Here is a 24,244-nt window from a genome sequence, read left to right as displayed (position 1 = left end):
TGAGATGAAGACCTTAGTGAGTGGTGAGCACATCGTAAAATCATTTCTAATAGGCAATGAACAGCACCCCGTTTTATTAGACGTATCCGTGGCAATAGCTGAAGGGGAGTTCGTTTCCATTATGGGACCGTCAGGCTGTGGAAAGTCCACTCTCTTGTATGCACTAAGTGGGATGGATAGCATTGATCATGGCCGTGTTATTTTTGATGGTCTAGATGTAACCTCCTTAGATGACAAGGAACTTGCCAATCTGCGTAGAACAAGGATGGGCTTTGTGTTCCAGCAGCCAACCTTTCTAAAAAGCTTGAATATCCTGGATAATATCCTGCTACCAGCCATGCGTGATCAGCGGAAAAATGTGAAGGCCTTGACAGAAAGGGCGCTACAGCTCATGAACAAAATGGAGATTGAAGACTTGGCAAAGCGAGATATCACCCAGGTTTCCGGTGGTCAGCTTCAGCGGGCGGGCATTTGTCGGGCTTTAATCAACAATCCACAAATGATTTTTGGGGATGAGCCAACAGGTGCTTTAAATTCAACATCTGCCCAGGCAATTATGGATATACTAGCCTCTATAAATAGGGAAGGTACAACGATTATGCTTGTCACACATGATCCTAAAATTGCTGCGAGAACGGAGCGTATCCTCTTTATGTGTGATGGCGCAATCGTCAGTGAAATGCGCTTGCCAAAATTCGTTGGCTCGAATGTAGCCGATAGATTGGCCAAAGTGGTAGCAACAATGCGAGAAATAGGTATTTAATAGATGGGGTAAATCCGTAATTGCTTAAAAGCGGCCATTACGGATTTTTTATTTTTTTTGTAAAAAAATGAATCGTAATGATAGTGGCGTCCGTCAGTAGTGTAGAAAGAAGGTGAGAGCAATGATGGATATTGAGCAGATCATCGAGGAGCATGGTGATTACTTACTAAAGGTCGCCTATCTATATGTGAAAAATATAACAACGGCGGAGGACATCGTCCAAGATGTGTTCATTGCTTTTTATCAAAAGCAGGAACAATTTCGACAGGAAGCATCATTGCGTACATATTTAGTGAAAATGACGGTCAATCGCAGTCATGATTATTTACGGAGCTGGAAAAGCAAACGGCTGACATTATTTGAAAAGATCACGGGTCGCACAACAACTGTTACACCTGAAAAGGAGATACTTGAAAAATCCGTTAAAAAAGAGCTAACAGAAGCGTTGTTTACCTTATCCGTTTCCTATCGAGAGGTTTTGATATTGTATTATTTTGAGGAGATGTCGACAGTGGAGATCGCACAGCTTGTTAAATGTCCAGAAGCAACGATTCGCACAAGATTACAGCGAGCTCGCAAACAATTGGCAATAGCAATGGGTGACTTTGATTGGGAGGTGCTACACAATGAATCGATTTAAAGAAAATCTAGTAAAAGAGCTACAAGATGTCAAGCTTTCAAAGAACCGGAAACAAATAATCGCGGGTCAAGCACAACGAAAAGTTCAACGCAAAGCAGGTGGTCAATGGACATATCGTATTGTGTTAGCGACCTTTACTATTTTCGTCATTGGTTTTAGCTATTTACTAACGCAGCAGAAGGAACAGCATACAACAGGTCATCAGGCAGCGAGATTACAAGAGGATACGTCGAGCTGGTGGTCATTATTTGAATCAGATTATGTAAGAGGCATTCTTTTACTAGGCATATTTATAGGTTCAACCTATATTGTCAAACGTTTTTTAGTGAAAAAAGGCTATGGTTTACCGGTTTGTATTGAATGTGGGGAGAGCTGGTCTGAGAAAGAAGCCCGTAAATTGTACCGCAAAAATAGTGAAATTGTGTGCCCTCATTGTGGACAAAAACAGTATCGTACGAAAAAATCGATACAAATAGGGGGCGTTCTCACGATGCCAATCCCATTATTTATTATGCTGCAGCATGTTTTCCATCATTATTTTATCGGTATTATTTTCTTTTTAGTAGGGATGCTCATTTTTTATCATCAATTAGTGCCCTATGTGTATAAGCTACAAGAAAAAGATCCAATGAATGAACCTCTATGGTAATAATTTTGCAAGGAAATTGCTATGCTTATCTAGCAATTTCTTTTTTTATTCTAAAATAGATTGACAACCGTTTTCATTTGCATTATCTTTGTGTTAACTTATTTTTATAATTAGTTAACGCACAAGGGGAGGCTTTTTACATTGAAAAAAGGAAGTACATATCAATACGTGTTAGCGGCATTTGGTGCAGCCATTATTGCAGTTCTTGCACAGGTGACGATCCCGCTACCACTCATTCCGATTACAGGACAAACGTTAGCGGTTGGCATCGTGGTGACGATATTAGGGACAAGACTTGGGACATTATCTGTGCTGCTTTATATGCTATTAGGAGCAGTAGGGTTACCTGTATTTAGCGGTATGTCAGGTGGGCTGGCAATTTTAGTTGGTCCAACTGGTGGATATATCGTTGGTTTCCTTGCTACAGCGATTATTATGGGCTTATACTTAGATAAATTTGGTATTTCATTCGTACAAGCAATTATTGCAAATATTATTGGGATGTGTGTAACATTGGCATTCGGTACTGTATGGTTAAAAATTGTAGCGGACTATACATGGACAGCTGCCTTTATGGGCGGTGTTGCTCCATTTATCGTAGTAGGAATCGTTAAAGCGGTGCTTGCAGCGTGGATTGGTGTTATTGTTCGCCGCCGCTTAGCAAGTGCACATTTAATTGAAGCAACAGCATAGGACATAGGAGGAATAGTTTTGGCAACATTATGGACAGGTGGAAAGATTTACACGATGGCTCAAGTTGGTGAAACAGTGGAAGCAGTCCTTGAAGAAGATGGAAAAATTGTGGCGACAGGCTCAGTAGAGAGCTTGTCGCCACTAGCTGCTTCTATCCAACATTTACAAGGTAGTGTGATGTACCCAGGCTTTGTTGATAGCCATTTACATATTATCGGTTACGGTGAAAAACTAAAGCATATTGATGTCTCCAAGGTGACAAGTAAGGATATGCTACTCGAGAAGCTACAAGAGCGAATGTCCCATGCTTCCGCACAGGAATGGGTCATTGCAATTGGACTAAATGAAAACCAATTTGATGAACCCATTTTTCCGACATTAGCAGAGCTAGATGCACTAGGAGAAGCCCATTTAGTTATAAAACGTAGCTGCCATCATTTAATTTTAGCCAATTCCAAGGCACTTGCATTTGCAGGGATTACTAGCGCTACCCCTTCACCAGAGGGCGGTGTCATTGACAAAGTTGATGGTCAACTTACTGGTGTGCTAAAGGATGCGGCCTTGTATTTAATTGTTAATCATATGCCCCACATTACACCAGCTTATATTGAGGATGCTCTGGCAAAAGCGATTGCCTCACTCCAATCCTATGGTTTAGTAGGTGGTCATTCTGAGGACTTAAGCTATTACGGGCCACCAAGTCAGCCTATTCAGGCCTATCGCAAAATAGTGGAGGCACAGCAATCCTTTAAAGTGCATTTACTACAGCATCATACGGTCTTTGAAGAAGTCGTGAAAATGGATCTACTTTCTTCACCATACTTGGAGTTTGGCGCCATGAAAATTTTTATCGATGGAGCCTTTGGAGGTCGCACAGCTGCGCTACGTCAACCATATTGCGATGATCCAAGCAATGCAGGGATGCTGATTCATTCTACGGAGCAATTAACGAAGTATGTTCAATTGGCTCGTCACTACGGACAAACTGTTGCAGTGCATGCCATCGGTGATTTAGCTATAGAGACGATTTTAGCAATCTTTGCAGCAAACCCACCACAAGAAGGTCAGCTTGATCGAGTCATTCATTGTAGTTTAGTGGATGATGACATTTTATCCAAGCTAGCTGACTTACCAGTTGCCGTTGATATGCAGCCGCAGTTTGTGCAAGGGGAATATCAAGCAGAACTGTCTAGACTCGGGACGAAACGAGCGCAGGGCTTACATCCTTTAAAGTCACTGCTTGACCGAGGGCTTATTGTAGCAGGGGGCAGTGACGCGCCGATTGAAGTACCGAATCCGTTAGTCGGAATCTATGCTGCTGTCACAAGGAGAAATGTTGGGGAAACTCATTATGGCTATAATTCACAGGAAAAAGTCTCTCGTTTTGAGGCAGTTCGACTCTATACAGTAGGGGCTGCAGAAATTATTGGTCAGCAAAATACTAGGGGCAAAATTGCAGCGGGCTATGCAGCTGACTTTACAATTTTACAAGAGGACCTTTTTCATGTGGAGATCGAGCACCTCCCTCAAATTCAAGTAGCCTGTACGGTTGTGGATGGCAAAATTGTCTATGAAAATCGCTGTAAAGGATAACCTTTGCAGCGATTTTTTGATGTGGCTATTTTCTGTCGTCTAATTGTTTAACTTGTTGTTCTAGGTTTGCGACACGAATTGTTAAGTCCTCTACTTGCTGTTGTGTGGTTGGGGGAGGAGGCACAGGGGTAGTTGATTTCATTTTTTTAATCATATGAATCATCACGAAAAAGATTGCGAGAAACATACATAACAGAACGATCGTACTAATGACATCGCCAAGGTTGAATTTCATGTTTGCGCTCCTTTCTCTAGTGGGTATCTAGTTATATACTGGATAGCCTTCGAAAAAGTTTCAAGAAAATAGAAAAGAACGAGCCATGAAATGGGGTTTCAGATTATTTGTTGCATGATAATCAAGAGAACAACACAATTCTTCTCCTACTTTGGCGCATAGAATACTTGAACAAATAGCTATTTTCCATGCTTTGAGTAATGGGCCATAGCAGTATGAACATACGTTAGTAGAGAGCTATTTTAACAGCATGACAGGGGTGAGTATGTGCACAAGGCAGGACAAGTAATGCGACAGGCTGTCTACAATATTTATGCTTATCGTTTAGATTATGTACAGGTTTTCGCATTGATTAGAATCTTTCAATTTTTATTGATAATCCCTGTTACCTCTATCGTCTTTAAGCTCACGCTACGAGTAACGGGATTTACACATATTACAGAGCAAAATTGGCAAAGTTTTGTGGCGCATCCCTTTGTCATCATGATGATTTGTCTATTAATGTTACTGTTTTTATTATTTGTCTATTATGAAATGGGCTTATTGTTCTTAATGGCTTTTCATCAGCAAAGAGGAATGCGCTATCGATTTTTTCCTTTATGGCAGCAGTTGAATCGTAAGGTTGTTTATTTTTTTAGTGTCCAAATCTTATTTTTAATCGTCTATCTTGCCCTATTATTGCCACTCGCTTCTTTTATGCTACCACTCACCTTAACCCAATCCATCTCACTTCCACATTTTTTAACCGAAGAAATAATGAGTACTCGAGCAGGTAGACTAGCATATGCTGCAGTGGCAAGCATTTTAGTAATGATCGGTATCCGAAGTATTTTGACCTTACCTATTTTTACAATCCAACCGAACATCTCCATTTTACGCTCATTCAAGCAAAGCTGGCGATTTTCGAAGCGAGGTTTATTTGAATTGTTAGTGTTACTGGCAATGCTTTTAACAGGTCATTTGCTAATGATGCTAGGGATAACGGTCATTAGTACGTTTCCACTTTATATTATAGAACGGTTAATGCCAAGTGCTGCACTCGTTACTGCCGGGTTGACACTCGCTTTTCTAGAAATGGTCTTTGTGGTGCTTTTTAGTTTATTACAGGCCATGTTTTCACAAGTCATGGTTGCCATCACCTATAATACGTCTGTGCTAGGCAAATTTAACGTTGCTTCATATAGGAAGCGACGCTATAAACCATTGCTATTCATTAGTTTCATCGTGTTTATCGTATTAAGTATGATGAACATGAATTCTTTAGAGAAAAGTGTTTATGCGCCTGATACCAAAATTATTGCCCATCGAGGCTATGTAGCAGGCAATGTAGAAAATACGATTAGTGGGTTGGTGAGCGCAGCCAATGCAGGGGCTGATTTGATAGAAATCGATATTCAGCAAACCGTCGATGGTGAATTTGTCGTTTTTCATGATCGAACTTTACGACGATTAGCTGGTAAAAACGGCGTGATAGCGAATATGACCTTGAATGAACTAAAATCGTTAACCATTCATCAAAATGGCTTTAGCGATAAAATTTCCTCGCTAGATGATTGTATCGAAATTGCCAAAGCTTTAGATGTGTCGCTATTAATTGAATTAAAGGTCCATGGCAAAGAAACAGAAGATGTTCTTCCTAAATTGGTAGAAAAGCTTCGAAACTATAAGGTGCTTGATTCCTATTATGTGCAATCTGCGGACGGGCAGAAAATGATGCAATTAAAAAAAATAGTACCCAATCTACGTGTCGGCATTGTCTATGCCCTCAATATCGGACCGATGGAAGAAAATGTTGATTTCATCGCATTAGAGGAATCCTGGGTAACCGAGCAGCTCATCGAGGAGTTAAAGCAGCATCCAACCGATTTATTTGTCTGGACCCTCAATGACGATCGTTCACTACAAACTTTTATCGAGAAAAATGTCAGTGGCGTCATCACCGACCACCCCGACGTCGCCCGCGAGCTAAGAACACAGCAAAGCGAACATCAATACTTCCTCCAACGAGTCCTCAATCGCCTCCGCTTTATCTTTTAAAGCGGGGCGAATACCCGCGAAGTGTAGGTGAATCCCTGTGAGCGAAGGTGAATACCCGCGGAAGAGAGGTGAATACCCGCGGAGCAGAGGCGAATACCCGCGGAAGGGAAGTGGATACCCGCGAAGCAGAGGCGAATACCCGCGGAAGGGAAGTGAATACCCGCGAAGCAGAGGCGAATACCTGTTAGCGAAGGTGAATCCCCGCGGAAGGGAAGTGAATACCCGCGAAGCAGGGGTGAATACCCGCGAAGGGAAGTGAATACCCGCGGAACGAAGTGAATCCCTGTGAGCGAAGGCGAATAGCCGCGAAGCAGGGGTGGATATCCGCAGAAGGAAAGTGAATCCCTGTAGCGAAGGTGAATACCCGCGGAAGAGAAGCGAATACCCGCGAAGCAGAGGCGAATACCCGCGAAGCAGAGGCGAATACCCGCGAAAAAGAACCCTATAACAAGAAGACATCTCTGAAAATATTAGGCTTCATAAAAATTTTGGCCAAATTGTAACCTTTTTCATGGAAACACGACTACTTTTATGAATCGTGATATGAAGGAGATGCTTTTTGTATGAAAATGACGAAAGTCGTACCATTTGCTATGTCAGCATTATTATTAGGGGGCGCGTTTGGAGCTCCAACTGCATCAGCGAGCGAAGTGGAGGCGGTTGTAACGAACACGGACAATTCGGAGCAACAAGTACAGCCGGTCTTTATTAAAGTGACAGGGACAATTGACAAAGTAGAAGTACGTGAAAATGGCACTTACTATACAGTAATTGATGGTGACAATACGAATATTATGATCGCCAATAAGGATTCACTTGTTTTCGATAATACGGGGAAAGAAGTGAAGCTACAAAAGGGGGATAAAGTGTCGGCGTATTCTTATGCGAAAAAGCCTATGCTAGCTATTTATCCGCCGCAATACAACCCGGAAGTAATTATTGTCGAAACAGAAGAAATGGGTAGCGTGGAAGTTGATTTCTTTAACAAAGATTTAGTTGATACTGAAAACAACTTAAAATTAAATGTTGGGGAAGACATGAAACTAGTGAGTGCTTCCGGTAGAGATGTGAAAATGGATGATTTAAAAGAGCAGCATTTAGTAGTATTCTACACGATTGCCACTATGAGCATTCCTGCTCAAACACCACCTTCAAAAGTGATCGTGTTAGACACAATCGAGAAAGAAGAGCCAGTGGAAGTGGACCCAGAGCCAACACCGGAACCAGCACCAAATAAATCAGCTGTTGAAGACATCATCAATAAGGACTTTTATGAAGTAGAAGGAACGAAAATGGTACCTCTACGATTAATTGCAGAAGAACTTGGCTTTAAAGTAGAAGTAACATCAAAAGGTGCCATCATTTCTAAAGGCGCACTATCTTATACAATTACTCGAGGACAAAAAGAATATGGCTACAATAAAGCGCTTCGCCAATTTAAAGTAGCCCCAGCTCTATTAGAATCTGGCAAAACTTATGTACCTGTTGAATTCGTAGAAGAATTAATGAAATAAGCATATCATCCCCCCTTTGTGGTTTTTACCATGAAGGGGGTTTTATTATGGACGCTTTTATTTAAGAGTAATAGAATGTGCTTTTCCGATAGAATCGTTTTGGATTTTTGTGTATTTTAGTAAAATAATTTATTAGCGATATTTCGAATGAAATTCTTGATCCAGAGAGATAAAAACAACCAAAACATAGATAAAAATAATATTCAGAGTATTGACAATTGTTTAACTATTATTTAAAATTCAAAACAAATCCACATGAATGCAGAAAATTGAAGTTGGAATTGTGGATTTTGTTGGATTCAACTTTGTGTTTGGAGTGATGGTGTATGTCTCTTTCGTTTGAGGAACGTAAAAAGGTAATTTTAGATATGTTGGATTTAGAAGGAAAAGTAAAGGTAAGTGATGCTGAGCAACTATTAAACGTATCAGGTGAGACTATACGTAGAGATATGGATCGATTAGAAAAGGAAGGGCTCCTACACAAAGTCTATGGGGGTGCAGTGAAGGCGAAAGAAAAGTATGAACGGACCTTTGAACAAAAAACTTCACTTAACAACTTAGAGAAAAGAAGGATATGTAAGGCTGCTGCAAGTATTGTGGAAGACGGAGATGTTATTTTTATCGGTCATGGTACAACAGCCTATGAAATTGTTCGTTTTTTAGGTGATAAGCCCAATGTTATTGTAGTGACAAACTCTCTTCCTGTTCTATCCTTAGCAGCGGAATGCTTTCAAGGGAAGGTGCTTTTTGCGGGAGGCGAGTATGAGCATCGTCAAAAGTTTATGGGTGGTCCATTAGCTGATTTATTTTTTAATCAGTTAAAGGCCAATAAAGCCTTTGTGGCTGCAGGGGGCATTTCTTTAGCTGATGGGATTACGGATTATGATATTACGGGTGCTGCTATTTCTAAGAAATTAATAGAGCGAGCAGAAAATACGATTATTTTAGCAGACCATACGAAATTTGGAGTCTCTACATTAGCTCATATTTGTCATTTAGAGGATGTTTCGATGGTCATTACAGATCAAAAAAGCTCTTCACAGTGGCAGGAACGTTTGGAACAGAAAAAAGTAGAGTTATTAATAGCAGGTGAAATTTTGGACGACGTCAATGTATAGGAAGGTGGAAACTATGGACTTTTTTGCGAATAAACAGGCAACCTTACAAAAATCAATTGACTGGTGGAATCCAGGGAAAACGAAACAGTGGCAGATAGATGGTGTAGATGTCGTCATTGGCAAACGAGAGGGCTATTATTTTTACGATGTGGATGGCAAGAAATTAATGAACGCGCATCTCAATGGCGGTACGTATAACCTGGGACACCGAAATCCAGAAGTGATCGCAGCATTAGTAGAAGGAACAAATTATTTTGATATTGGAAATCACCATTTCCCATCGACTGCACGTGCCCAATTAGCAGAAAAATTGGCAGCCTGCACACCAGAGGGATTAACCTACTCCATTTTCTCTAGTGGTGGAAGTGAAGCAATTGATGTGGCCTTAAAATGTGCTCGCTATGCTACCAAACGAAAGAAAACGATTTCGATTAAAAATGGCTATCATGGTCATACGGGGCTCGCAGTTTCACTTGGCAATGAACGTTATTCTAAGCCATTTTTAAGTGAGGGCAGTCCAAATGAATTTGTGCATGTACCATTCAATGATCTTGCAGCAATGGAGCGTGAGCTTGCTAAAGGAGATGTAGCTAGCGTCATTATCGAGACAATTCCTGCGACCTATGGATTCCCATTGCCAACAGCTAATTACTTAGCAGATGTCAAGTCACTTTGCGAGCGATATGGGGCATTATATATTGCCGATGAGGTGCAAACAGGCTTGATGAGAACAGGTAAGCTGTGGGGAATTGAGCATTACGGTGTGAAGCCAGATATTCTTGTGACGGCAAAGGGTCTCAGTGGAGGCATTTATCCAATTGCGGCGACAGTGGTAAATGAACGAGCAGGTGGTTGGATGAAGGAAGATGGGCTTGCACATATTTCTACTTTTGGTGGAGCAGAGCTGGGCTGCGTAGTGGCAATGAAAGTACTAGAAATTTCACAGCGTCCAGAAGTAATCAAAAATGTCGAATATGTTGCACGCTATTTACGTAGTGGCTTAGAGCGCATTCAACAACAATGTCCTGATTTCTTTTTGGGAATTCGTCAGCTTGGCGTGGTCATGGGCTTAGAGTTTAATCACCCAGATGGAGCAAAATACGTGATGAGTTCCTTGTACAAGCATGGTGTGTGGGCGATTTATTCAATGCTAGATACCCGTGTTTTACAATTTAAGCCAGGGTTATTATGTGATAAAGCGTATTGTGATGAATTACTTGAAAAATGTGAGGCAGGCATTAAAGAAGCAGCGCAACTAGTAAAATTTGCACGCTATTAACGAGTAGAAGCTTATCATTTTAGTAAACAAGGGGGTTTTCTAAATGGGTCAAATGGATTTCATAGATTTAGAAGTAGTACTTTCCAACTTTCATCAGGCTGCTAATGATGCGCTGAAGGAGTTTAGTTGTTTAGTAGAAGCATCTTGTAAAATGATTGATTATTCTGAAAATGCTACGTATCTCGTAGAAGACATGCAGGGCGAAAAGTATATTTTAAGAATTAGTCGCCCTAATTACCATAAAAAAGAAGAAATCGAAGCGGAGATTGCCTGGTTGAACTCGCTCCATGAGCAATCTCCTATTGATGTATCATTACCAATGCGAGCAGATGACGGTGACTACGTACATGCTCATGAATATAATGACACGATATATTATAGCACATTATTTACATTTTTGGAGGGAAATGCTCCTGATGAAAATAATGAAGAAAACTTAATTCAGCAATTTGAAACATTAGGTGAAATTACAGCGATGTTTCACAAGCATACGATCGAGCAACATGATTACTACAAAGCTTTTCAACGAATGACGTGGGATTATGACACAATTTTAGGACAATCTCCAAAATGGGCGAGATGGCAGGATGGACTTGGGATGACCCCATCTCGCATCGCTTTATATGAAGAAGCGACGCTTGTTATACAAAAGAGATTAGATGCATATGGAAAAAGTCAAACACGATTTGGTCTCATTCATGCTGATTTACGTTTAGCCAATTTACTCATTTACGGTGATGAAATCAAGGTTATCGATTTTGATGATTGTGGTTTTGGCTGGTTTTTATATGATGTAGCAACATCTGTTAGCTTTATTGAACATATGCCTTATCTCGATGATTTGATTGCTTCATGGATAAAGGGCTATAGCAAGATAAGGACGTTAACAGATGAAGAAATAGAGATGATTCCGACATTTATTTTAATGAGAAGATTGCAGCTTATTTCTTGGATTGGTAGCCGTGATAATGACACAACACGCTTACTCGGTGAAAATTATACACTTCAAAGTGATGCCTTAGTAAAAGCTTATTTAGAAAAGTATCAGAACTGAAACAACTAAATAACGATAAAAGGTGGCGAATAACATGTCTTCGAAAAAGGATGAAATCATCGTATTAAAGAAAGCCCTTACACCCATTCATTTATGGACAATTGGCGTCGGCATTGTCATTTCTGGTAACTACTTTGGCTGGAATTTTGGCTTAAGTCAATCGGGTTTTTTAGGCATGCTCATTGCAACATTATTTATGGCGATTATGTATTTAACGATGACCTTAGGAATTTCTGAATTATCGACGATGTTACCTTATGCAGGTGGACCCTATTCATTTGCTCGACGGGCGATGGGACGTTATATCGGTTTTATTACCGGGATTGGAGTTGTTCTTCAGTATGTCATTGCTGCACCTATTATTGCCATCGGTATTGGCGGATATATTAGCTTTTTATTCCCTGCTGTACCAACTGTTGTAGCAGCAGCCTTTATGTACGCTCTTTTCATGGGCGTTCACATTATTGGTATTAAGGAATATGCCACGATTGAAATGGTGCTTGTCTTTATTGCATTAGGCTTATTAGTATTAATGTATTTTGTTGGATTACCACAAATTAACGTTGGCAATCTATTTCCTGAGAATGGTGACTTAATACCAGGTGGATTTAAAGGGATCTGGTCAGCATTACCGTATGCGATGTGGCTTTTTTTAGCTATTGAAATGCTGCCTATGTTATCAGAAGAGACGAGAGATGTGCAAAAGGATATGCCAAAAGGGTTGATTTCAGGTATGGTGACATTGCTGATTTTATCCATTTTGACAACAACCGTGGCAATAGGACTTGCTGGAATAGATGTAATGACAGTTGCAGAAGATCCACTGCCAGCGGCGGTTGCTGCAGTCTTTGGAAATACGTATTGGTTAGCTCAAATATTGGCATCTGTTGGATTAGTCGGCTTAATTGCCAGTTTTTCAGGTGTTATTTTGGCTTACTCTCGACAAGTATATGCCTTATCACGAGCAGGTTACCTACCAAGCTTTTTATCGAAGATGCATAAAAAACGTCAGACACCATATATGGCCATTATTTTGCCAGGATTTATCGGGCTAGTGTTAGTCATATTATTTAATCCGGATGATTTGATTTTAATTTCTACATTTGGGGCCTTAGTTTCCTATATCACGATGAATTTATCGGTGCTAATTTTGCGTAAAAAAGAACCTAATTTAGTACGTACATTTAAAACGCCACTTTATCCGTTTACACCGATTGTCTCACTTGTGCTGGCTGTTATTGCTATCTTTGCAAGCTTCTTTGCTAATTTGACGTTTTTCATTGTTTGTTTAGCAGTGTTTGCTGTGGCAAGCATTTATTATTGGGTTTGGGCTAGACATCACATTAATGAGGATGCGCCAGAGGAACGCTTTGCAAAGGATAGATCAGCGCATATAGAGGTGCAGGTACCTGTACCATCAATAGAAGCAATACGAGAATAGAACAAAAAGGAATGAGTTCTACTATGACACAAGTGGAATGGGTCATTTTTGATAAGGATGGAACCATCATCGAGATGGATTCCTTATGGATTGCATGGGCCAAAAATGTCTATCTAAATTTAACTGAAAATTCGAATTTTGAAATACTTTTTTCTTTACAGACCTTTTTAAAAAACATAGGTGTTGATGACAAAGGAACATCTATTGATCCAACAAGCCCTTTAGCTATTGGAAGTATCCAAGAAGCTGAAACGATTGTAGCCTACTTACTCTATCAGCAGGGAATCCCTTGGAGCAAAGGTGTGACACTTGCGAGAGCAGCCTCCAACTTAGCCACATCGCAACAAGAAAATAGTAGGGTTCAGGCATTACCAGGTATTCGCACTCTCTTAATGAACTTAAAAAAACAAGGGATAAAATTAGGCGTGATTACAGCTGATCAAACAGCACGAGCTATATCACATTTACAGCAGTTAGAGTTGTTCACCTTATTTGAATTTGTACTAGGAAGTGACCAAGCTGTCTACAGTAAACCATTTCCAGACTTAGCTTATGTGGCAAAGGAGCAATTTCAAGTAACACTAGAGAGAACCGTAATGATTGGTGATTCAAATGCAGATATGCTCTTTGCAAAAAATGCGGGTATGTGCTTTTCCATTGGCATCATTCCTAAAGCAACATTCCCGAAGGACTATTTGCCTGATGCGACAAAAATTATTGATGCCTATGATGAATCCGTTTTAACGATGTTAATCAAAAAGGAGTGAGCAAAATGGACAATCAGCTAATTGCCAAAATTACTGAATTGGTATTGGAAAAACTTACGCAGGCCACTCAATCTGATCAAACACATCAAACATTGACAAATGAAGAGTTGCAGGAATGGCAATCATTTCAGTTGATGCAGAATCATGGTCAGAAGCAGCAACCAAAAACCGATGTGTATGAGGCGCTTTCTGCACATGAATTACACCATTGGCAAAGTTTGCACGAGCAACAGCTATTTACTACAACTGATACGAACGACTTAATCGCGCTAAAAAAATTTACATGACCGGGGGGCGTCATATGGTGAAAGACCAAGATTTGCTTTCCATACAGGAAGCTAGGGATGGGGTAGCAGCTGCTGCTCTTGCACAAAAAAAGTACACTAGCTTTACGCAAGAGCAAGTAGACCTTATTATCGAAGCCATTGCCCATGAAGCTTATAAACAAGCAGAAAACCTTGCGATACGAGCTGTTACGGAAACAAAGATGGGAATCATTGAACACAAAAAAATGAAAAATGAATTAGCTTCTCAAGGCGTCTTTGAATCTATTCGACAAGAAAAAACAGTTGGTATTATTCAAGATGATAGGGTGACAAAGCAGGTAGAAATAGTTTATCCATTCGGTGTCATTGCAGCAGTTACACCTGTAACAAATCCAACTGCAACAGCCATTTATAAAACATTAATTGCATTAAAGGCCCAAAACGCCATTGTTTTTAGTCCACATCCATCCGCAGTGAACTGTACCATTGAGGCATTGAAAATATGTCAACAGGCAGCTATTCGTGCAGGTGCCCCTGATGGCTTAATTCAATGGATTACCCATCCAACCTTAAAAGGTACAGAGGAATTAATGCGCCATCGTGATGTACAGCTTATTTTAGCAACTGGTGGTTCGGGACTTGTCAAAGCAGCCTATAGCTCAGGCAAACCCGCCTATGGTGTTGGCCCTGGAAATGTCCCTGTTTATATAGATCGTACAGCAGATGTTAAAGAGGCGATGAAACGAATTATTGATAGTAAATCATTCGATAATAGCACCATCTGTGCCACGGAGCAAGCCATTGTCGTGCATCAGGAGGTAAAAGCTCAGGTGATGGCAGCATTAGCAGAGAATGGGGCGATCCTGCTAAGTGGACAGGATAAAGAAAAATTGGCCAAGGTAATATCGCCAATTGCTCGTACTTTAAATAGTCAGATTGTCGGGAAGCCAGCAACTTTGATCGCCAACATGGCTAGCATTAATGTACCTTCCCATACACGGGTACTTGTAGCGGAGGAACATGCAATTGGTAAGGAATATCCGTTTTCAATAGAAAAGCTTTCTCCCATCTTAGGTCTCTATACGGCATATTCACGGGAGGAAGCGGCAAAGATTTGTCGCCAATTGCTTGATGTGGGAGGGAGAGGGCATAGCTTAGCAATTCATGCCCAGGACGAAGATTTTGTTAAAGCGTTTGCTGCTCAAATGCCGGTATCCCGAATTTTAGTAAATACTTTAGCATCTGTTGGAGCAGCGGGCGGTACGACAAGTTTAACTCCTTCCTTTACATTAGGATGCGGGGCATACGGAGGGAATATTACGAGCGATAATATTTCTGCTCGTCATTTATTAAATAAAAAAAGAGTCGCATATGGCGTGAAGGAACTAACCATTCCTCAGCCACAACACCCTCAAAACATACAGGCTACATCGATTCAAGCAAAAGCAGACGTGCCGCTCGATAGGATAACCATTGAAAAGATCATAGAGGAAGTACTAACAAAGTTAAATAACTAGAGGAGGAAATTAAAATGAGTGTAGAGATAAATGGAGCTTTAGGCATGATCGAAACAAGAGGTCTAATAGGGTCAATTGAAGCTGCAGATGCCATGGTGAAAGCAGCTAACGTCAATATCGTAGGGAAAGTGCATGTCGGGGGAGGTATTGTGACAGTGCTTGTGACAGGGGATGTCGGTGCAGTAAAGGCAGCTACGGATGCAGGATCTGAAGCGGCACGCCGTGTAGGTGAACTGCTTTCAGTACATGTCATCCCACGCCCTCATTCAGAATTATACGCAATCTTACCTAAGTGAATAGGGGAGGGTGATGATGTCAAATCAAGTTCATGACCTTGATGTAACGAATGCAAATATCCCAATTGCGATTTCTGCTCGCCATTGCCATATAAATGAGGAGGATTTCTATCATTTATTTGGTAGAAAGGCTGTTTTACAAAAATGGAAGGCCCTTTCCCTACCTGGTCAGTTTGCCTCACAGCAAGTTTTGACGATAAAAGGACCTAGAGGCCATATTGATAATGTTCGGGTTTTAGGACCTTTTCGTACTGAAACACAAGTTGAAATCAGTCAAACTGATGCCATAAAGCTTGGTGTGGCACCACCGATTCGGATGTCGGGTGACTTAGCAGACTCTGAATCCATCACATTGATTGGGACCAATGGTATTCGCCATAAAAAGCAAGGATTGATTATAGCACAAGCACATATTCATATGGCGGTGTCTGATGCAGCTGCCTTTCATGTCAAAGACAAGGACATCGTGACAGTCGAGATATCCGGAAAGGTACGGCAGCTACACCTAATGAACGTTGTGGTCCGTGTCTCACCAGATTTCATCCTTGAAATGCATGTAGATACAGATGAAGCAAATGCCGCTGCCATTCATACTCATTCAATTGGCAAGCTCATTAAAATGGAGTGAGACGTATGGATGTAAAAGAATTACAGATGATGATCGAAGAGGTAGTCAGCTCTCTGATGAATACGCAGCATAAGAGGTTATTGGTTGTCCATCCACATACAACTGTTTCTAAAAAACAGCTGAAAGTCTTAAGCGGCTATTTTCAGATTGAAGAGTGGTATATGAATGAGACTACTAGCTCCTCCCAACTATTTTATGATGCAACCGTTTTTCTGGAAGTGGATCAGGCATTTATGGTTAGTAGTGCACAAGGTTTGCCCAATTCTTCGACATCCTTGTATCTGTCAGAGTTACTGATCAACAATCAAACAGCTATATTAGTTCCTGATGAAAAGCTGTCTGCCGTTATATCAGCAAAAGAACCGAATGCATATATGGGGATGCTGCTGCAACATATTGAACGATTAAAGACGTTTGGTTGTGAAATACAGTTATTTACACAGCTTATTCCCTTTTTAAAGCTACAAGAGGAATCTCCTCGTTCGGATATAGTGGCCAACTATTTAACGGCTGATATGCTTCAATCGTTTAAGGGGCAACAGCTTAAACTGCCTGCCCATACAAAACTTACACCACTTGCACAGGAAATCATTCAGGAAAAAGGAATTACGATACAAAGACAATAGCAGGAGTGTTGTTACATGACGAAATCGATTGGGATAGTGGAAACTAGAGGGCTTGCGATTTCGATCCTCATCGCAGATGCCATGCTAAAAGCTGCGGATATTCGAATACTTCGGCAAGAAACCATTGATTTGGCCCTTGTAACAATTGCTATAGAAGGGGATACAACAGCCATTCAAGAAGCAATAGCTATTGGTACACAAATAGCCATAGCAGCAGATCAATGGTTTGCTTCTACGACGATTTTACGACCAGATAGTACCGTGAATGGCTTAGTGATAGAAATAGCAAAAAAACCAAGTGCTTAAAACAAAAGGAAAGGTGGAGGTACTAGTTGAAGGTCGATTTAACGGGTAAAGTTGTCGTAGTAACTGGCGGTAGTAAAGGAATTGGGAAAGGTATTGCCACTGTGTTTGCTCAACAGGGTGCTCATGTGGTAATTGCTGCAAGAGGGGGCGAAGCTGCCACAAATGTAGCAAATGAATTACAAGCTCAAGGTTTGTCAGCTTCAGCAGCCACGGTGGATGTTGAAAACTATGAATCTGTTGAAAATATGGCTGAAGAGGTTGCTCGCACGTATGGCTCCATAGATATTTTATGCTCCAATGCTGGTATTTTCCCCTCTGTGAAAATAGAGGAGATGACGCCAGTACAATGGGATCAAGTGTTAAATGTGAATGCCAGAGGAACAATGTTTGCTGTAAAAGCGTGCATGCCGTATTTAAAGAAAGCAACCTATGGTAGGGTCATTATTACGTCGTCCATTACTGGTCCAGTGACTGGCTATGCGGGATGGACTCATTATGCGGCAAGTAAGGCGGCGCAATTAGGGTTTATGAGGACCGCAGCTCTTGAATTAGCCCCCTATAATATTACAGTTAATGCTGTGCTACCAGGAAATATTGCAACAGAAGGCTTAGGTGGACTAGGTGAAACATATTTACAGAAGATGGCGAAGGCGATTCCATTTGGTAGTCTCGGTCGTGTAGAAGATATTGCCTATGCTGCATTGTTCCTAAGTAGTAAGGAAGCCGCTTTTATTACGGGTCAATCCATTATTATTGATGGTGGTCAAACATTACCAGAGGATGCAGAAGCATTTTAAGAGGAGGCGTGACAAAGTATGAATTTAGGAGCATTAGGGATGATTGAAACAAAAGGATTAGTTGGCTCTATTGAAGCAGCGGATGCGATGGTGAAGGCCGCTAATGTCAATATTGTTGGTAAAGTCCATGTAGGTGGCGGAATTGTCACGGTGCTTGTTCGCGGAGATGTAGGGGCGGTAAAAGCAGCAACAGATGCTGGGGCAGCAGCAGCACAACGTGTTGGGGAGCTTTTATCCGTTCATGTTATTCCAAGACCACATGCAGAGCTAGAAGCCATCTTAAATGGACAATAATGAGTGAGGTGGTGCTTAATGAATGAACAGGCGATCATGCAAATTGTGGATGATGTTATAGCCGAATTACTACCCAAAAAACAGGCAGCACTGAGGCACAATGAAATCCCTATCGGCATCTCTGCTAGACATATTCATTTGAAACAGGAGCATGTTGAGCATCTCTTTGGCAAGGGGGCAACGCTAACCGTTCAAAAATGGTTAACTCAACCAGGGCAGTTTGCAGCAAATGAAACGTTACAGATGGTGGGACCAAAAGGTAGCGTGACAAATGTACGTGTATTAGGACCAGCTCGCATGCTAACACAAGTTGAAATCAGTCATACTGATGCCGTTGCATTAGGGATTCAACCACCTCTACGAGAATCTGGCGAGATTCAGGGCTCAGCAAGTTGTACGTTGGTGGGACCCAAAGGTAGTTTAGTGTTACAGGAAGGGGTCATTATCGCACAGGCACATATTCATATGTCACCCACTGATGCACAGCATTTTGGAATTCAAAACGGACAATATGTCTCCGTAAGGGTACGGAGCCCACGACCTATTACCTTTGAGCAAGTAAAAATCCGCGTAGCAGATCACTATCAATTAGAGATGCATATAGATACAGATGAAGCAAATGCTGGCTTAATTCAACAAGGTGTAACGGGTACATTAATAACAGATAAGATAGAGGAAAAGTCATTGGATAAACGCCCTAGTACAGCAATTGAAATAAATAAGAAAATTATTACAGAAAACGATTTAAGTCTGTATCAAGGGAGGACCGTGGTAATCCCCAAAAATGCTAGATTAACTGCACTTGCGACAGAGACCGTGACCAAATTAGGAATAGAACTTCAGTTTCATGAAAAAGGATGAGATGCATGCGGATAGGAACAGTAGTCGGAAATATATGGGCGACACGGAAAGAGGAAGGGCTACAAGGACTAAAATTACTTATTATCCAACCGAAAAATGTGGACGGTCAATTTAGTAATGAGCAAATTGTTGCAGCAGATCGTATAGGTGCAGGCGTAGGCGATGAAGTCATTTTAACAATGGGTAGTGCAGCCGTACGAAGTTTTTCCACGACAACGATTTGTCCGATTGATGCGATTGTTGTCGGAATTATTGATGGCACAGACGAAGTGAGGGGTGAGCATAGTGAAGGAAGCGATAGGCATGATTGAAACGTATGGCATGATTGGCTCTATTGAGGCGGCTGACGCGATGTTAAAAGCTTCGAATGTACAATTAGTGAAACATGAACTCGTGGACGGAGGTATTGTAACTGTTATTGTAGAGGGTGATGTAGGAGCAGTACAAGCTGCTGTTGAGGCTGGCAAAGAGGCGGCAGCGCGAACGAGTAAGCTGTTAAGTGCACATGTAATCCCTAGAGCCGCAAATGAAGTTTTTACCTCAATGATTGGTGAAAAACAGCTGACAAAAACAATTGCTGGCGGAGTCAAAAAAACGAGCACCCGACAGAAGTCTAAAGAACCAGGACAACAGCCTAAAGAGGATGTTCAAGCAGACATGTAGTTGCCATGTCATTACTATTGAATTGATGACGTTAGGAGTGTGAAGCAAATGAGCTTTAGGCGACCCAGAATTGCCATCATTGGCGCTGGTCATACAGGTGCAACCATCGCATTGATGGTCGCACAAAAAGAGATGGGTGATATTGTACTTGTCGATGTACCAGAATTAGAAGATACAGCGAAAGGAAAGGCTCTAGATATTCTCCAAGCTGGACCGATAGAAAAATCCAATGTACAGGTGACAGCTACTTCACGCTATGAGGAAATTGCCCATGCTGATATTGTGGTCATCACGGCGGGCATTGCAAGAAAACCTGGGATGACAAGAGAGGATTTAATTCATACAAATGCCTCTATCATCCGAACAGTCAGTGAACAAATCAAATATTATGCACCAGCTAGTTACATTATTGTATTGAGTAATCCTGTCGATGCTATGACCTATGTGTGTCTCGAAACAACAGGTTTTCCAAAAAATCGTGTCATGGGACAATCGGGTATTTTAGATACAGCACGCTTTAATACCTTTATCGCGCAGGCTCTTCAGCTAGCTGTAGAGGATATTTCAAGTTTTGTATTGGGCGGTCATGGAGATGAGATGGTACCACTTGTTCGCTATACGTATGTTGGTGGTATCCCAGTAGAAAAATTGCTTCCGCAGACACAGATTGAACAATTAGTGGAGCGAACGCGAAAGGGTGGAGGCGTAATTATAGAACTTCTGGGTAATGGTAGTGCTTACTATGCTCCGGCAGCCGCCATTGTCCGAATGATGGAGGCAATTGTGAAGGATCAGCGCAAAGTGATGCCAATTATTACCTATTTGCAAGGTGAATATCAAGTCAACAATGCCTGCATTGGTGTACCTGTCGTATTGGGCGGCAATGGTATTGAAAGTGTGATTGAATTGAATCTAAATGAAGAGGAACAAAAGGCATTTAACCATTCCGTTCACCAAGTTTATCGAACATTGTCCTATATTAAATAAAATAAGGCATGACACCATCTAATTGTGGCGTGTATTAGATGGTTACCTACATAGTTACACCTCAACATTTTATCTTGTTGAGGTGCTTTTTTATCAAAACTTTCTTTTAATGGAAGTTATTTTTCTGTACAATAAATAAGTTAATATGGAAGCAAAAGGAGAATTCTATGAAACGAGCATTGATCATTATCGATATACAAGAGGCTTTCTTTTTAGAAGGACAACCACATCTTTGGAATAATGAAGTCCTTATCAAACATATCAATACACTTATTACATGGGCACGTCATAACGCTGTACCTATAATTTTTATACAGCACACGGATGCCGATAAAGACGATGATTTCGCCTTCGGTCAGCCAGGGTGGGAGCTGTATCATGGACTTTCTAGACAAGCAGAGGATAAAGTGATTCAAAAAACAACGTGGGATGCTTTTTATCAAACTGAGCTCGGCATCTATTTACAGCAACAGTCCATTGAGCAATTGATTTTTGCTGGTGCTCAAACAGAGTTCTGTCTTGATACAACGATCCGCAGTGCATTTAGTCATGGCTATCATCGTAATCTTTTAATAGCGGATGCCCATAGCACTTTAGACGGTTCGGTATTAACAGCGCCACAAATCATCCAGCATCATGAATCCATTTGGCATCATCGCTTTGTAGAAATTCAACCGATTATCGAGTTCCAAAATGCTGATTGATGACAAGGAGTTTCATAGAAAAGAGTTGTCCTATACTATCCGCAGTGCTCGATTTAAAGGATACACAAGCCTTATCTGAGCTACGCTGGCAATTAGACGGTGAAACAGAAAATTTTGACCGAGAACAAGGTGAGGTGTTTATCGATCAGGCTGGCTTTGAGCGGCTCATTAAAGAGGATACAGAAAGTCCCAAAAATCTATGCTTAGTAGCGATCGTTGGTGACCGAATTGTAGGGTTCTCCAGATGTCAGGGCTCTAGTCTAAAGAGACTTGCTCATAAAGTAACATTTGGGGTAGGAGTCAGTAAGGTATTTTGGGGCTATGGCATTGGAAAAGCCCTGCTTCAAGTATCCATTGATTGGGCAGATGCCAATGGAATAAAGAAGATGGCACCTGAGGTGTTAGAAACAAATAACAAAGCCATTCAGCTCTATCAACAAGTAGGCTTTTCAGTGGAAGGTATTTTGAACAATGAGAAGTGTCTTACTGATGATCAGTACTATCACACGATCATGATGGGAAGATGGCAACTGTAACGAAGAAGGAAACATGTATGACGAATTTTATGTATATTTTTTGTTTAATTGTCTGGGGACTGAATTTTATTGCAGTCAAAATTCAAGGAACGCCAGTCAGTTTAGAATTATCTTTAACGTATCGTTTAGTGATAACAGCTCTGTTATTTTTAATGCTTGCTTGGTTCATGAAACCACAGGGTAAGCCACAACAGCAAGATATCCCTTATATCATCGTTTTTGGTGTTTGTAATTTTGCATTTAGTTATTTAGCACTTTACTATGCTACAATGTGGAGCTCAGCTGCAATCGTAACGTTAATATTTTCATTAAAAGTCATCTTAACGCCCATTGCCCTACGGATTTTTCTGAAAGAACCATTACATCGACGTGTTTTAATTGGTGGTATTTTAGGGGTCATGGGTGTTGGGGTTTTAATCTATCCAACTCTACATAGTTTTTCAGGCTTGGCAGATTTAAAAGGTGTCCTGATTGCTTTATTAGGTACGGTACTGACAGCTATTGGGGATGCTAGCTCTGCAAGAAATGCAAAGCAGCATATAAACCCTATTTACGCCAATGCCATTGGTTTCGCTGTTGGAAGTGCCGTGATGTGTGGCATTGTCTGGATGCAGGGGCAAACCATCATGATACCAACATCCATCACCTATTTATCGGCTCTACTGTATTTAACCATCGTCGCATCCTTTCTGGCCTGGTTATTTTATTTAAAACTGGTGGAAAGAATTGGTGGGGCAAAGAGTGGCTATATGGTTGCTTTATTTCCCGTGATTGGCGGTATTGCCTCTGTGGTCATTGGGGAATCAACGGTTAGTATGTATTTAGTGATAGGCTGTCTCTCTAGCTGTATCGGTGCTGCGATTGCCTTAGGTTTTAAATTAAAACCAATCTTACGATGAACGAAAACCCATCATCTTTCATAAACTAGATAAGAACGTGTGAAAAGGGTGAGGGACAATATGTCATTCGTTCAATCGAGTGCATTAGCAAGAAACAGAGAAAAAGATGAGGACCATTGGGACATTGATCGTTGGGAAAATGACGGTGGAAGAAGTCTAGAGGCATAAGGGAGGCAAAAATTTGTCTCCCTTCAAAAATAATGAAACCTTTTTTTATGTTGGTCGTATGATAAGTAGACAAGTTTTATTTAAAAAAGGGAGAAATGATTTTTTGAACTATTGAACAAAACGATTACTATTCATTATTTACTTGATTGTTATTGCGGACGCGTATTACACAACGCTCTATATTGAACCAAAAAATCCGCCGCAATACCAAACGATTAAAGCATCAGCCATTACAGTGGACCAACTGCGGTAGCAAGCCTTATAAAAGGAAGCGGACAACCCGTCGCTTGAAGCCCCGTTCCATTCCGCATTTTTTGCTGAAGGTGTTCAATGAAATGGTGAAGCCAGCAAGTGAAGTAGACATTTCATCACATATGCGTCTCTTTTTACGCTATCAACAGCTACGTTGCTGACGCCCTGTACATTTACAGGGTGTTTTTTTATTTAGGAGGATCAAGAAAATGAGCATGGTAACCTATATAGGACTCAATTTTCCAGTTGAAATAAATGACGACTATACAGAAGAAGACGTTAACATTACTTATGTTTTCTCTGAAAGTGAAGATCGCCAAATAGTAAAGAATCAACATTTTACAACACTATTTGTCTATGAACTGGAAACAAAAGGAGATCACATTTGGGACATGCATAATGATAAGAAAATCCTTTCCCCTCATAACTTTTCAAAAGGCGATTATTGCGAAATCTATATTTGCTGGAACGGGGAAGAAGCGGAGGATAGTAAGAAAAAATTAGATCTTAAGTTAGCGCAACTTCCTGTGGAACAGGTTGAAATATATGAGAAGTGTTTGATCACATTGAAAAACTAAGGCCTAATGAAAGTAAAAGATTGATGCGATAAGCCTCAATCTTTTTTATGATTGTTAGGTAGCTGATGTCTAATGGAGTTTTA

At 40.9% G+C, this 24,244-nt stretch carries 29 protein-coding genes and 1 pseudogene; 29 read left to right on the top strand and 1 reads right to left on the bottom strand.

Annotated features, from left to right (window positions below; genetic code table 11):
* The first annotated feature begins 4 nt into the window (after window positions 1–4).
* The 5 genes from ABC382_RS06190 to ABC382_RS06170 all read left to right on the top strand — a co-directional run bounded on the left by ABC382_RS06190 (window position 5) and on the right by ABC382_RS06170 (window position 4,338).
* Complete coding sequence (locus tag ABC382_RS06190; RefSeq protein ID WP_322611746.1) at window positions 5–763, top strand: ABC transporter ATP-binding protein; 759 nt, start codon at window positions 5–7, stop codon at window positions 761–763.
* Between the two features lie 121 nt (window positions 764–884).
* Window positions 885–1,403: a sigma-70 family RNA polymerase sigma factor gene (locus tag ABC382_RS06185; RefSeq protein ID WP_312507064.1), complete on the top strand. Its 519-nt coding sequence runs from the start codon at window positions 885–887 to the stop codon at window positions 1,401–1,403.
* Window positions 1,390–2,052, top strand: coding sequence for a TIGR04104 family putative zinc finger protein (locus tag ABC382_RS06180; RefSeq protein WP_322611745.1), 663 nt, complete (start codon window positions 1,390–1,392; stop codon window positions 2,050–2,052). Before ABC382_RS06185 ends, ABC382_RS06180 begins: the two co-directional genes overlap by 14 nt.
* A gap of 141 nt (window positions 2,053–2,193) precedes the next feature.
* Window positions 2,194–2,745 carry a biotin transporter BioY gene (locus ABC382_RS06175; protein ID WP_274796754.1) on the top strand — a complete coding sequence of 184 codons (552 nt, stop codon included), beginning with the start codon at window positions 2,194–2,196 and terminating at the stop codon, window positions 2,743–2,745.
* An 18-nt stretch (window positions 2,746–2,763) separates the two neighbouring features.
* Window positions 2,764–4,338, top strand: a complete 1,575-nt coding sequence (locus ABC382_RS06170) for an amidohydrolase (RefSeq protein WP_322611744.1) — start codon at window positions 2,764–2,766, stop codon at window positions 4,336–4,338.
* 25 nt (window positions 4,339–4,363) lie between these two features.
* Here the strand turns inward: ABC382_RS06170 and ABC382_RS06165 are convergent, their stop codons facing one another.
* On the bottom strand, window positions 4,364–4,573 hold the full coding sequence (locus ABC382_RS06165) for a hypothetical protein (RefSeq protein ID WP_312507067.1): 210 nt from the start codon (window positions 4,571–4,573) through the stop codon (window positions 4,364–4,366).
* A gap of 267 nt (window positions 4,574–4,840) precedes the next feature.
* Here ABC382_RS06165 and ABC382_RS06160 point away from each other — a divergent pair, with 267 nt between their 5' ends.
* The 24 genes and pseudogenes from ABC382_RS06160 (at window position 4,841) to ABC382_RS06045 (ending at window position 24,161) form a co-directional block, all read left to right on the top strand.
* Complete coding sequence (locus ABC382_RS06160; RefSeq protein ID WP_322611743.1) at window positions 4,841–6,610, top strand: glycerophosphodiester phosphodiesterase; 1,770 nt, start codon at window positions 4,841–4,843, stop codon at window positions 6,608–6,610.
* Window positions 6,611–6,657: 47 nt separating this feature from the next.
* On the top strand, window positions 6,658–6,798 hold the full coding sequence (locus tag ABC382_RS06155) for a hypothetical protein (RefSeq protein ID WP_322611742.1): 141 nt from the start codon (window positions 6,658–6,660) through the stop codon (window positions 6,796–6,798).
* 375 nt (window positions 6,799–7,173) lie between these two features.
* Window positions 7,174–8,124 (top strand): stalk domain-containing protein, encoded by a 951-nt coding sequence (locus ABC382_RS06150; protein ID WP_312507069.1) that lies wholly within the window; start codon window positions 7,174–7,176, stop codon window positions 8,122–8,124.
* 326 nt (window positions 8,125–8,450) lie between these two features.
* Window positions 8,451–9,242 (top strand): DeoR/GlpR family DNA-binding transcription regulator, encoded by a 792-nt coding sequence (locus ABC382_RS06145; protein ID WP_312506350.1) that lies wholly within the window; start codon window positions 8,451–8,453, stop codon window positions 9,240–9,242.
* A gap of 13 nt (window positions 9,243–9,255) precedes the next feature.
* Window positions 9,256–10,521 carry a class-III pyridoxal-phosphate-dependent aminotransferase gene (locus tag ABC382_RS06140; protein ID WP_412926661.1) on the top strand — a complete coding sequence of 422 codons (1,266 nt, stop codon included), beginning with the start codon at window positions 9,256–9,258 and terminating at the stop codon, window positions 10,519–10,521.
* A 43-nt stretch (window positions 10,522–10,564) separates the two neighbouring features.
* Entirely contained in the window at window positions 10,565–11,575 is a 1,011-nt protein-coding gene (locus tag ABC382_RS06135; RefSeq protein WP_322611741.1) for a phosphotransferase enzyme family protein, read from the top strand.
* A 34-nt stretch (window positions 11,576–11,609) separates the two neighbouring features.
* Window positions 11,610–13,016 (top strand): ethanolamine permease, encoded by a 1,407-nt coding sequence (eat, locus tag ABC382_RS06130; protein WP_312506347.1) that lies wholly within the window; start codon window positions 11,610–11,612, stop codon window positions 13,014–13,016.
* Between the two features lie 23 nt (window positions 13,017–13,039).
* Entirely contained in the window at window positions 13,040–13,783 is a 744-nt protein-coding gene (locus ABC382_RS06125; RefSeq protein ID WP_312506346.1) for an HAD family hydrolase, read from the top strand.
* A 5-nt stretch (window positions 13,784–13,788) separates the two neighbouring features.
* Window positions 13,789–14,070 carry a hypothetical protein gene (locus tag ABC382_RS06120; protein ID WP_312506345.1) on the top strand — a complete coding sequence of 94 codons (282 nt, stop codon included), beginning with the start codon at window positions 13,789–13,791 and terminating at the stop codon, window positions 14,068–14,070.
* Between the two features lie 14 nt (window positions 14,071–14,084).
* Window positions 14,085–15,566 carry an aldehyde dehydrogenase family protein gene (locus ABC382_RS06115; protein ID WP_322611740.1) on the top strand — a complete coding sequence of 494 codons (1,482 nt, stop codon included), beginning with the start codon at window positions 14,085–14,087 and terminating at the stop codon, window positions 15,564–15,566.
* A gap of 14 nt (window positions 15,567–15,580) precedes the next feature.
* A complete protein-coding gene (locus tag ABC382_RS06110; protein WP_004229005.1) occupies window positions 15,581–15,862 on the top strand; it encodes a BMC domain-containing protein in 282 nt (93 codons plus the stop codon).
* Between the two features lie 13 nt (window positions 15,863–15,875).
* The gene (gene pduL / locus ABC382_RS06105; RefSeq protein WP_312506342.1) at window positions 15,876–16,490 is read left to right on the top strand and encodes a phosphate propanoyltransferase; all 615 of its coding nucleotides are present in this window, start codon (window positions 15,876–15,878) and stop codon (window positions 16,488–16,490) included.
* A gap of 5 nt (window positions 16,491–16,495) precedes the next feature.
* Window positions 16,496–17,116 (top strand): hypothetical protein, encoded by a 621-nt coding sequence (locus ABC382_RS06100; protein WP_312506340.1) that lies wholly within the window; start codon window positions 16,496–16,498, stop codon window positions 17,114–17,116.
* A gap of 15 nt (window positions 17,117–17,131) precedes the next feature.
* A complete protein-coding gene (locus ABC382_RS06095; protein ID WP_312506339.1) occupies window positions 17,132–17,422 on the top strand; it encodes a BMC domain-containing protein in 291 nt (96 codons plus the stop codon).
* Window positions 17,423–17,448: 26 nt separating this feature from the next.
* Window positions 17,449–18,219: a 3-oxoacyl-ACP reductase FabG gene (gene fabG / locus ABC382_RS06090; protein WP_312506337.1), complete on the top strand. Its 771-nt coding sequence runs from the start codon at window positions 17,449–17,451 to the stop codon at window positions 18,217–18,219.
* 18 nt (window positions 18,220–18,237) lie between these two features.
* A complete protein-coding gene (locus ABC382_RS06085) occupies window positions 18,238–18,513 on the top strand; it encodes a BMC domain-containing protein (protein WP_312506336.1) in 276 nt (91 codons plus the stop codon).
* Between the two features lie 18 nt (window positions 18,514–18,531).
* Entirely contained in the window at window positions 18,532–19,374 is an 843-nt protein-coding gene (pduL, locus tag ABC382_RS06080) for a phosphate propanoyltransferase (protein ID WP_313471422.1), read from the top strand.
* Window positions 19,375–19,379: 5 nt separating this feature from the next.
* Window positions 19,380–19,685: a EutN/CcmL family microcompartment protein gene (locus ABC382_RS06075; RefSeq protein ID WP_322611739.1), complete on the top strand. Its 306-nt coding sequence runs from the start codon at window positions 19,380–19,382 to the stop codon at window positions 19,683–19,685.
* Window positions 19,660–20,037, top strand: coding sequence for a BMC domain-containing protein (locus ABC382_RS06070; RefSeq protein ID WP_312506330.1), 378 nt, complete (start codon window positions 19,660–19,662; stop codon window positions 20,035–20,037). The genes ABC382_RS06075 and ABC382_RS06070 overlap by 26 nt, the downstream gene beginning before the upstream one ends.
* Before the next feature lie 48 nt (window positions 20,038–20,085).
* Window positions 20,086–21,024 (top strand): malate dehydrogenase, encoded by a 939-nt coding sequence (mdh, locus tag ABC382_RS06065; RefSeq protein ID WP_412926660.1) that lies wholly within the window; start codon window positions 20,086–20,088, stop codon window positions 21,022–21,024.
* 167 nt (window positions 21,025–21,191) lie between these two features.
* On the top strand, window positions 21,192–21,728 hold the full coding sequence (locus ABC382_RS06060) for an isochorismatase family protein (protein ID WP_312506327.1): 537 nt from the start codon (window positions 21,192–21,194) through the stop codon (window positions 21,726–21,728).
* Window positions 21,718–22,264, top strand: a pseudogene (locus ABC382_RS06055) (GNAT family N-acetyltransferase). Before ABC382_RS06060 ends, ABC382_RS06055 begins: the two are co-directional and overlap by 11 nt.
* A 17-nt stretch (window positions 22,265–22,281) precedes the next feature.
* Window positions 22,282–23,163 carry a DMT family transporter gene (locus ABC382_RS06050; protein WP_322611737.1) on the top strand — a complete coding sequence of 294 codons (882 nt, stop codon included), beginning with the start codon at window positions 22,282–22,284 and terminating at the stop codon, window positions 23,161–23,163.
* 629 nt (window positions 23,164–23,792) lie between these two features.
* Window positions 23,793–24,161, top strand: a complete 369-nt coding sequence (locus ABC382_RS06045) for a hypothetical protein (protein ID WP_322611736.1) — start codon at window positions 23,793–23,795, stop codon at window positions 24,159–24,161.
* Window positions 24,162–24,244 lie beyond the last annotated feature (83 nt).

Origin of the sequence: Lysinibacillus phoenicis (genome assembly GCF_047238325.1) — a bacterium.
GTDB lineage: Bacteria > Bacillota > Bacilli > Bacillales_A > Planococcaceae > Lysinibacillus > Lysinibacillus irui.
This window is presented reverse-complemented; position numbering and strand designations above follow the sequence as displayed.

Bases quoted from the DNA above. Each gene is read 5' to 3' on its own strand.
- ABC382_RS06190 (WP_322611746.1), top strand. From the start codon at position 5: ATGAAGACCTTAGTGAGTGGTGAGCACATCGTAAAATCATTTCTAATA.
- ABC382_RS06185 (WP_312507064.1), top strand. From the start codon at position 885: ATGATGGATATTGAGCAGATCATCGAGGAGCATGGTGATTACTTACTA.
- ABC382_RS06180 (WP_322611745.1), top strand. From the start codon at position 1,390: ATGAATCGATTTAAAGAAAATCTAGTAAAAGAGCTACAAGATGTCAAG.
- ABC382_RS06165 (WP_312507067.1), bottom strand. From the start codon at position 4,573: ATGAAATTCAACCTTGGCGATGTCATTAGTACGATCGTTCTGTTATGT.
- ABC382_RS06150 (WP_312507069.1), top strand. From the start codon at position 7,174: ATGAAAATGACGAAAGTCGTACCATTTGCTATGTCAGCATTATTATTA.
- ABC382_RS06145 (WP_312506350.1), top strand. From the start codon at position 8,451: ATGTCTCTTTCGTTTGAGGAACGTAAAAAGGTAATTTTAGATATGTTG.
- ABC382_RS06140 (WP_412926661.1), top strand. From the start codon at position 9,256: ATGGACTTTTTTGCGAATAAACAGGCAACCTTACAAAAATCAATTGAC.
- ABC382_RS06135 (WP_322611741.1), top strand. From the start codon at position 10,565: ATGGGTCAAATGGATTTCATAGATTTAGAAGTAGTACTTTCCAACTTT.
- eat (WP_312506347.1), top strand. From the start codon at position 11,610: ATGTCTTCGAAAAAGGATGAAATCATCGTATTAAAGAAAGCCCTTACA.
- ABC382_RS06125 (WP_312506346.1), top strand. From the start codon at position 13,040: ATGACACAAGTGGAATGGGTCATTTTTGATAAGGATGGAACCATCATC.
- ABC382_RS06120 (WP_312506345.1), top strand. From the start codon at position 13,789: ATGGACAATCAGCTAATTGCCAAAATTACTGAATTGGTATTGGAAAAA.
- ABC382_RS06115 (WP_322611740.1), top strand. From the start codon at position 14,085: ATGGTGAAAGACCAAGATTTGCTTTCCATACAGGAAGCTAGGGATGGG.
- ABC382_RS06110 (WP_004229005.1), top strand. From the start codon at position 15,581: ATGAGTGTAGAGATAAATGGAGCTTTAGGCATGATCGAAACAAGAGGT.
- pduL (WP_312506342.1), top strand. From the start codon at position 15,876: ATGATGTCAAATCAAGTTCATGACCTTGATGTAACGAATGCAAATATC.
- ABC382_RS06100 (WP_312506340.1), top strand. From the start codon at position 16,496: ATGGATGTAAAAGAATTACAGATGATGATCGAAGAGGTAGTCAGCTCT.
- ABC382_RS06095 (WP_312506339.1), top strand. From the start codon at position 17,132: ATGACGAAATCGATTGGGATAGTGGAAACTAGAGGGCTTGCGATTTCG.
- ABC382_RS06085 (WP_312506336.1), top strand. From the start codon at position 18,238: ATGAATTTAGGAGCATTAGGGATGATTGAAACAAAAGGATTAGTTGGC.
- pduL (WP_313471422.1), top strand. From the start codon at position 18,532: ATGAATGAACAGGCGATCATGCAAATTGTGGATGATGTTATAGCCGAA.
- ABC382_RS06075 (WP_322611739.1), top strand. From the start codon at position 19,380: ATGCGGATAGGAACAGTAGTCGGAAATATATGGGCGACACGGAAAGAG.
- mdh (WP_412926660.1), top strand. From the start codon at position 20,086: ATGAGCTTTAGGCGACCCAGAATTGCCATCATTGGCGCTGGTCATACA.
- ABC382_RS06060 (WP_312506327.1), top strand. From the start codon at position 21,192: ATGAAACGAGCATTGATCATTATCGATATACAAGAGGCTTTCTTTTTA.
- ABC382_RS06050 (WP_322611737.1), top strand. From the start codon at position 22,282: ATGACGAATTTTATGTATATTTTTTGTTTAATTGTCTGGGGACTGAAT.
- ABC382_RS06045 (WP_322611736.1), top strand. From the start codon at position 23,793: ATGAGCATGGTAACCTATATAGGACTCAATTTTCCAGTTGAAATAAAT.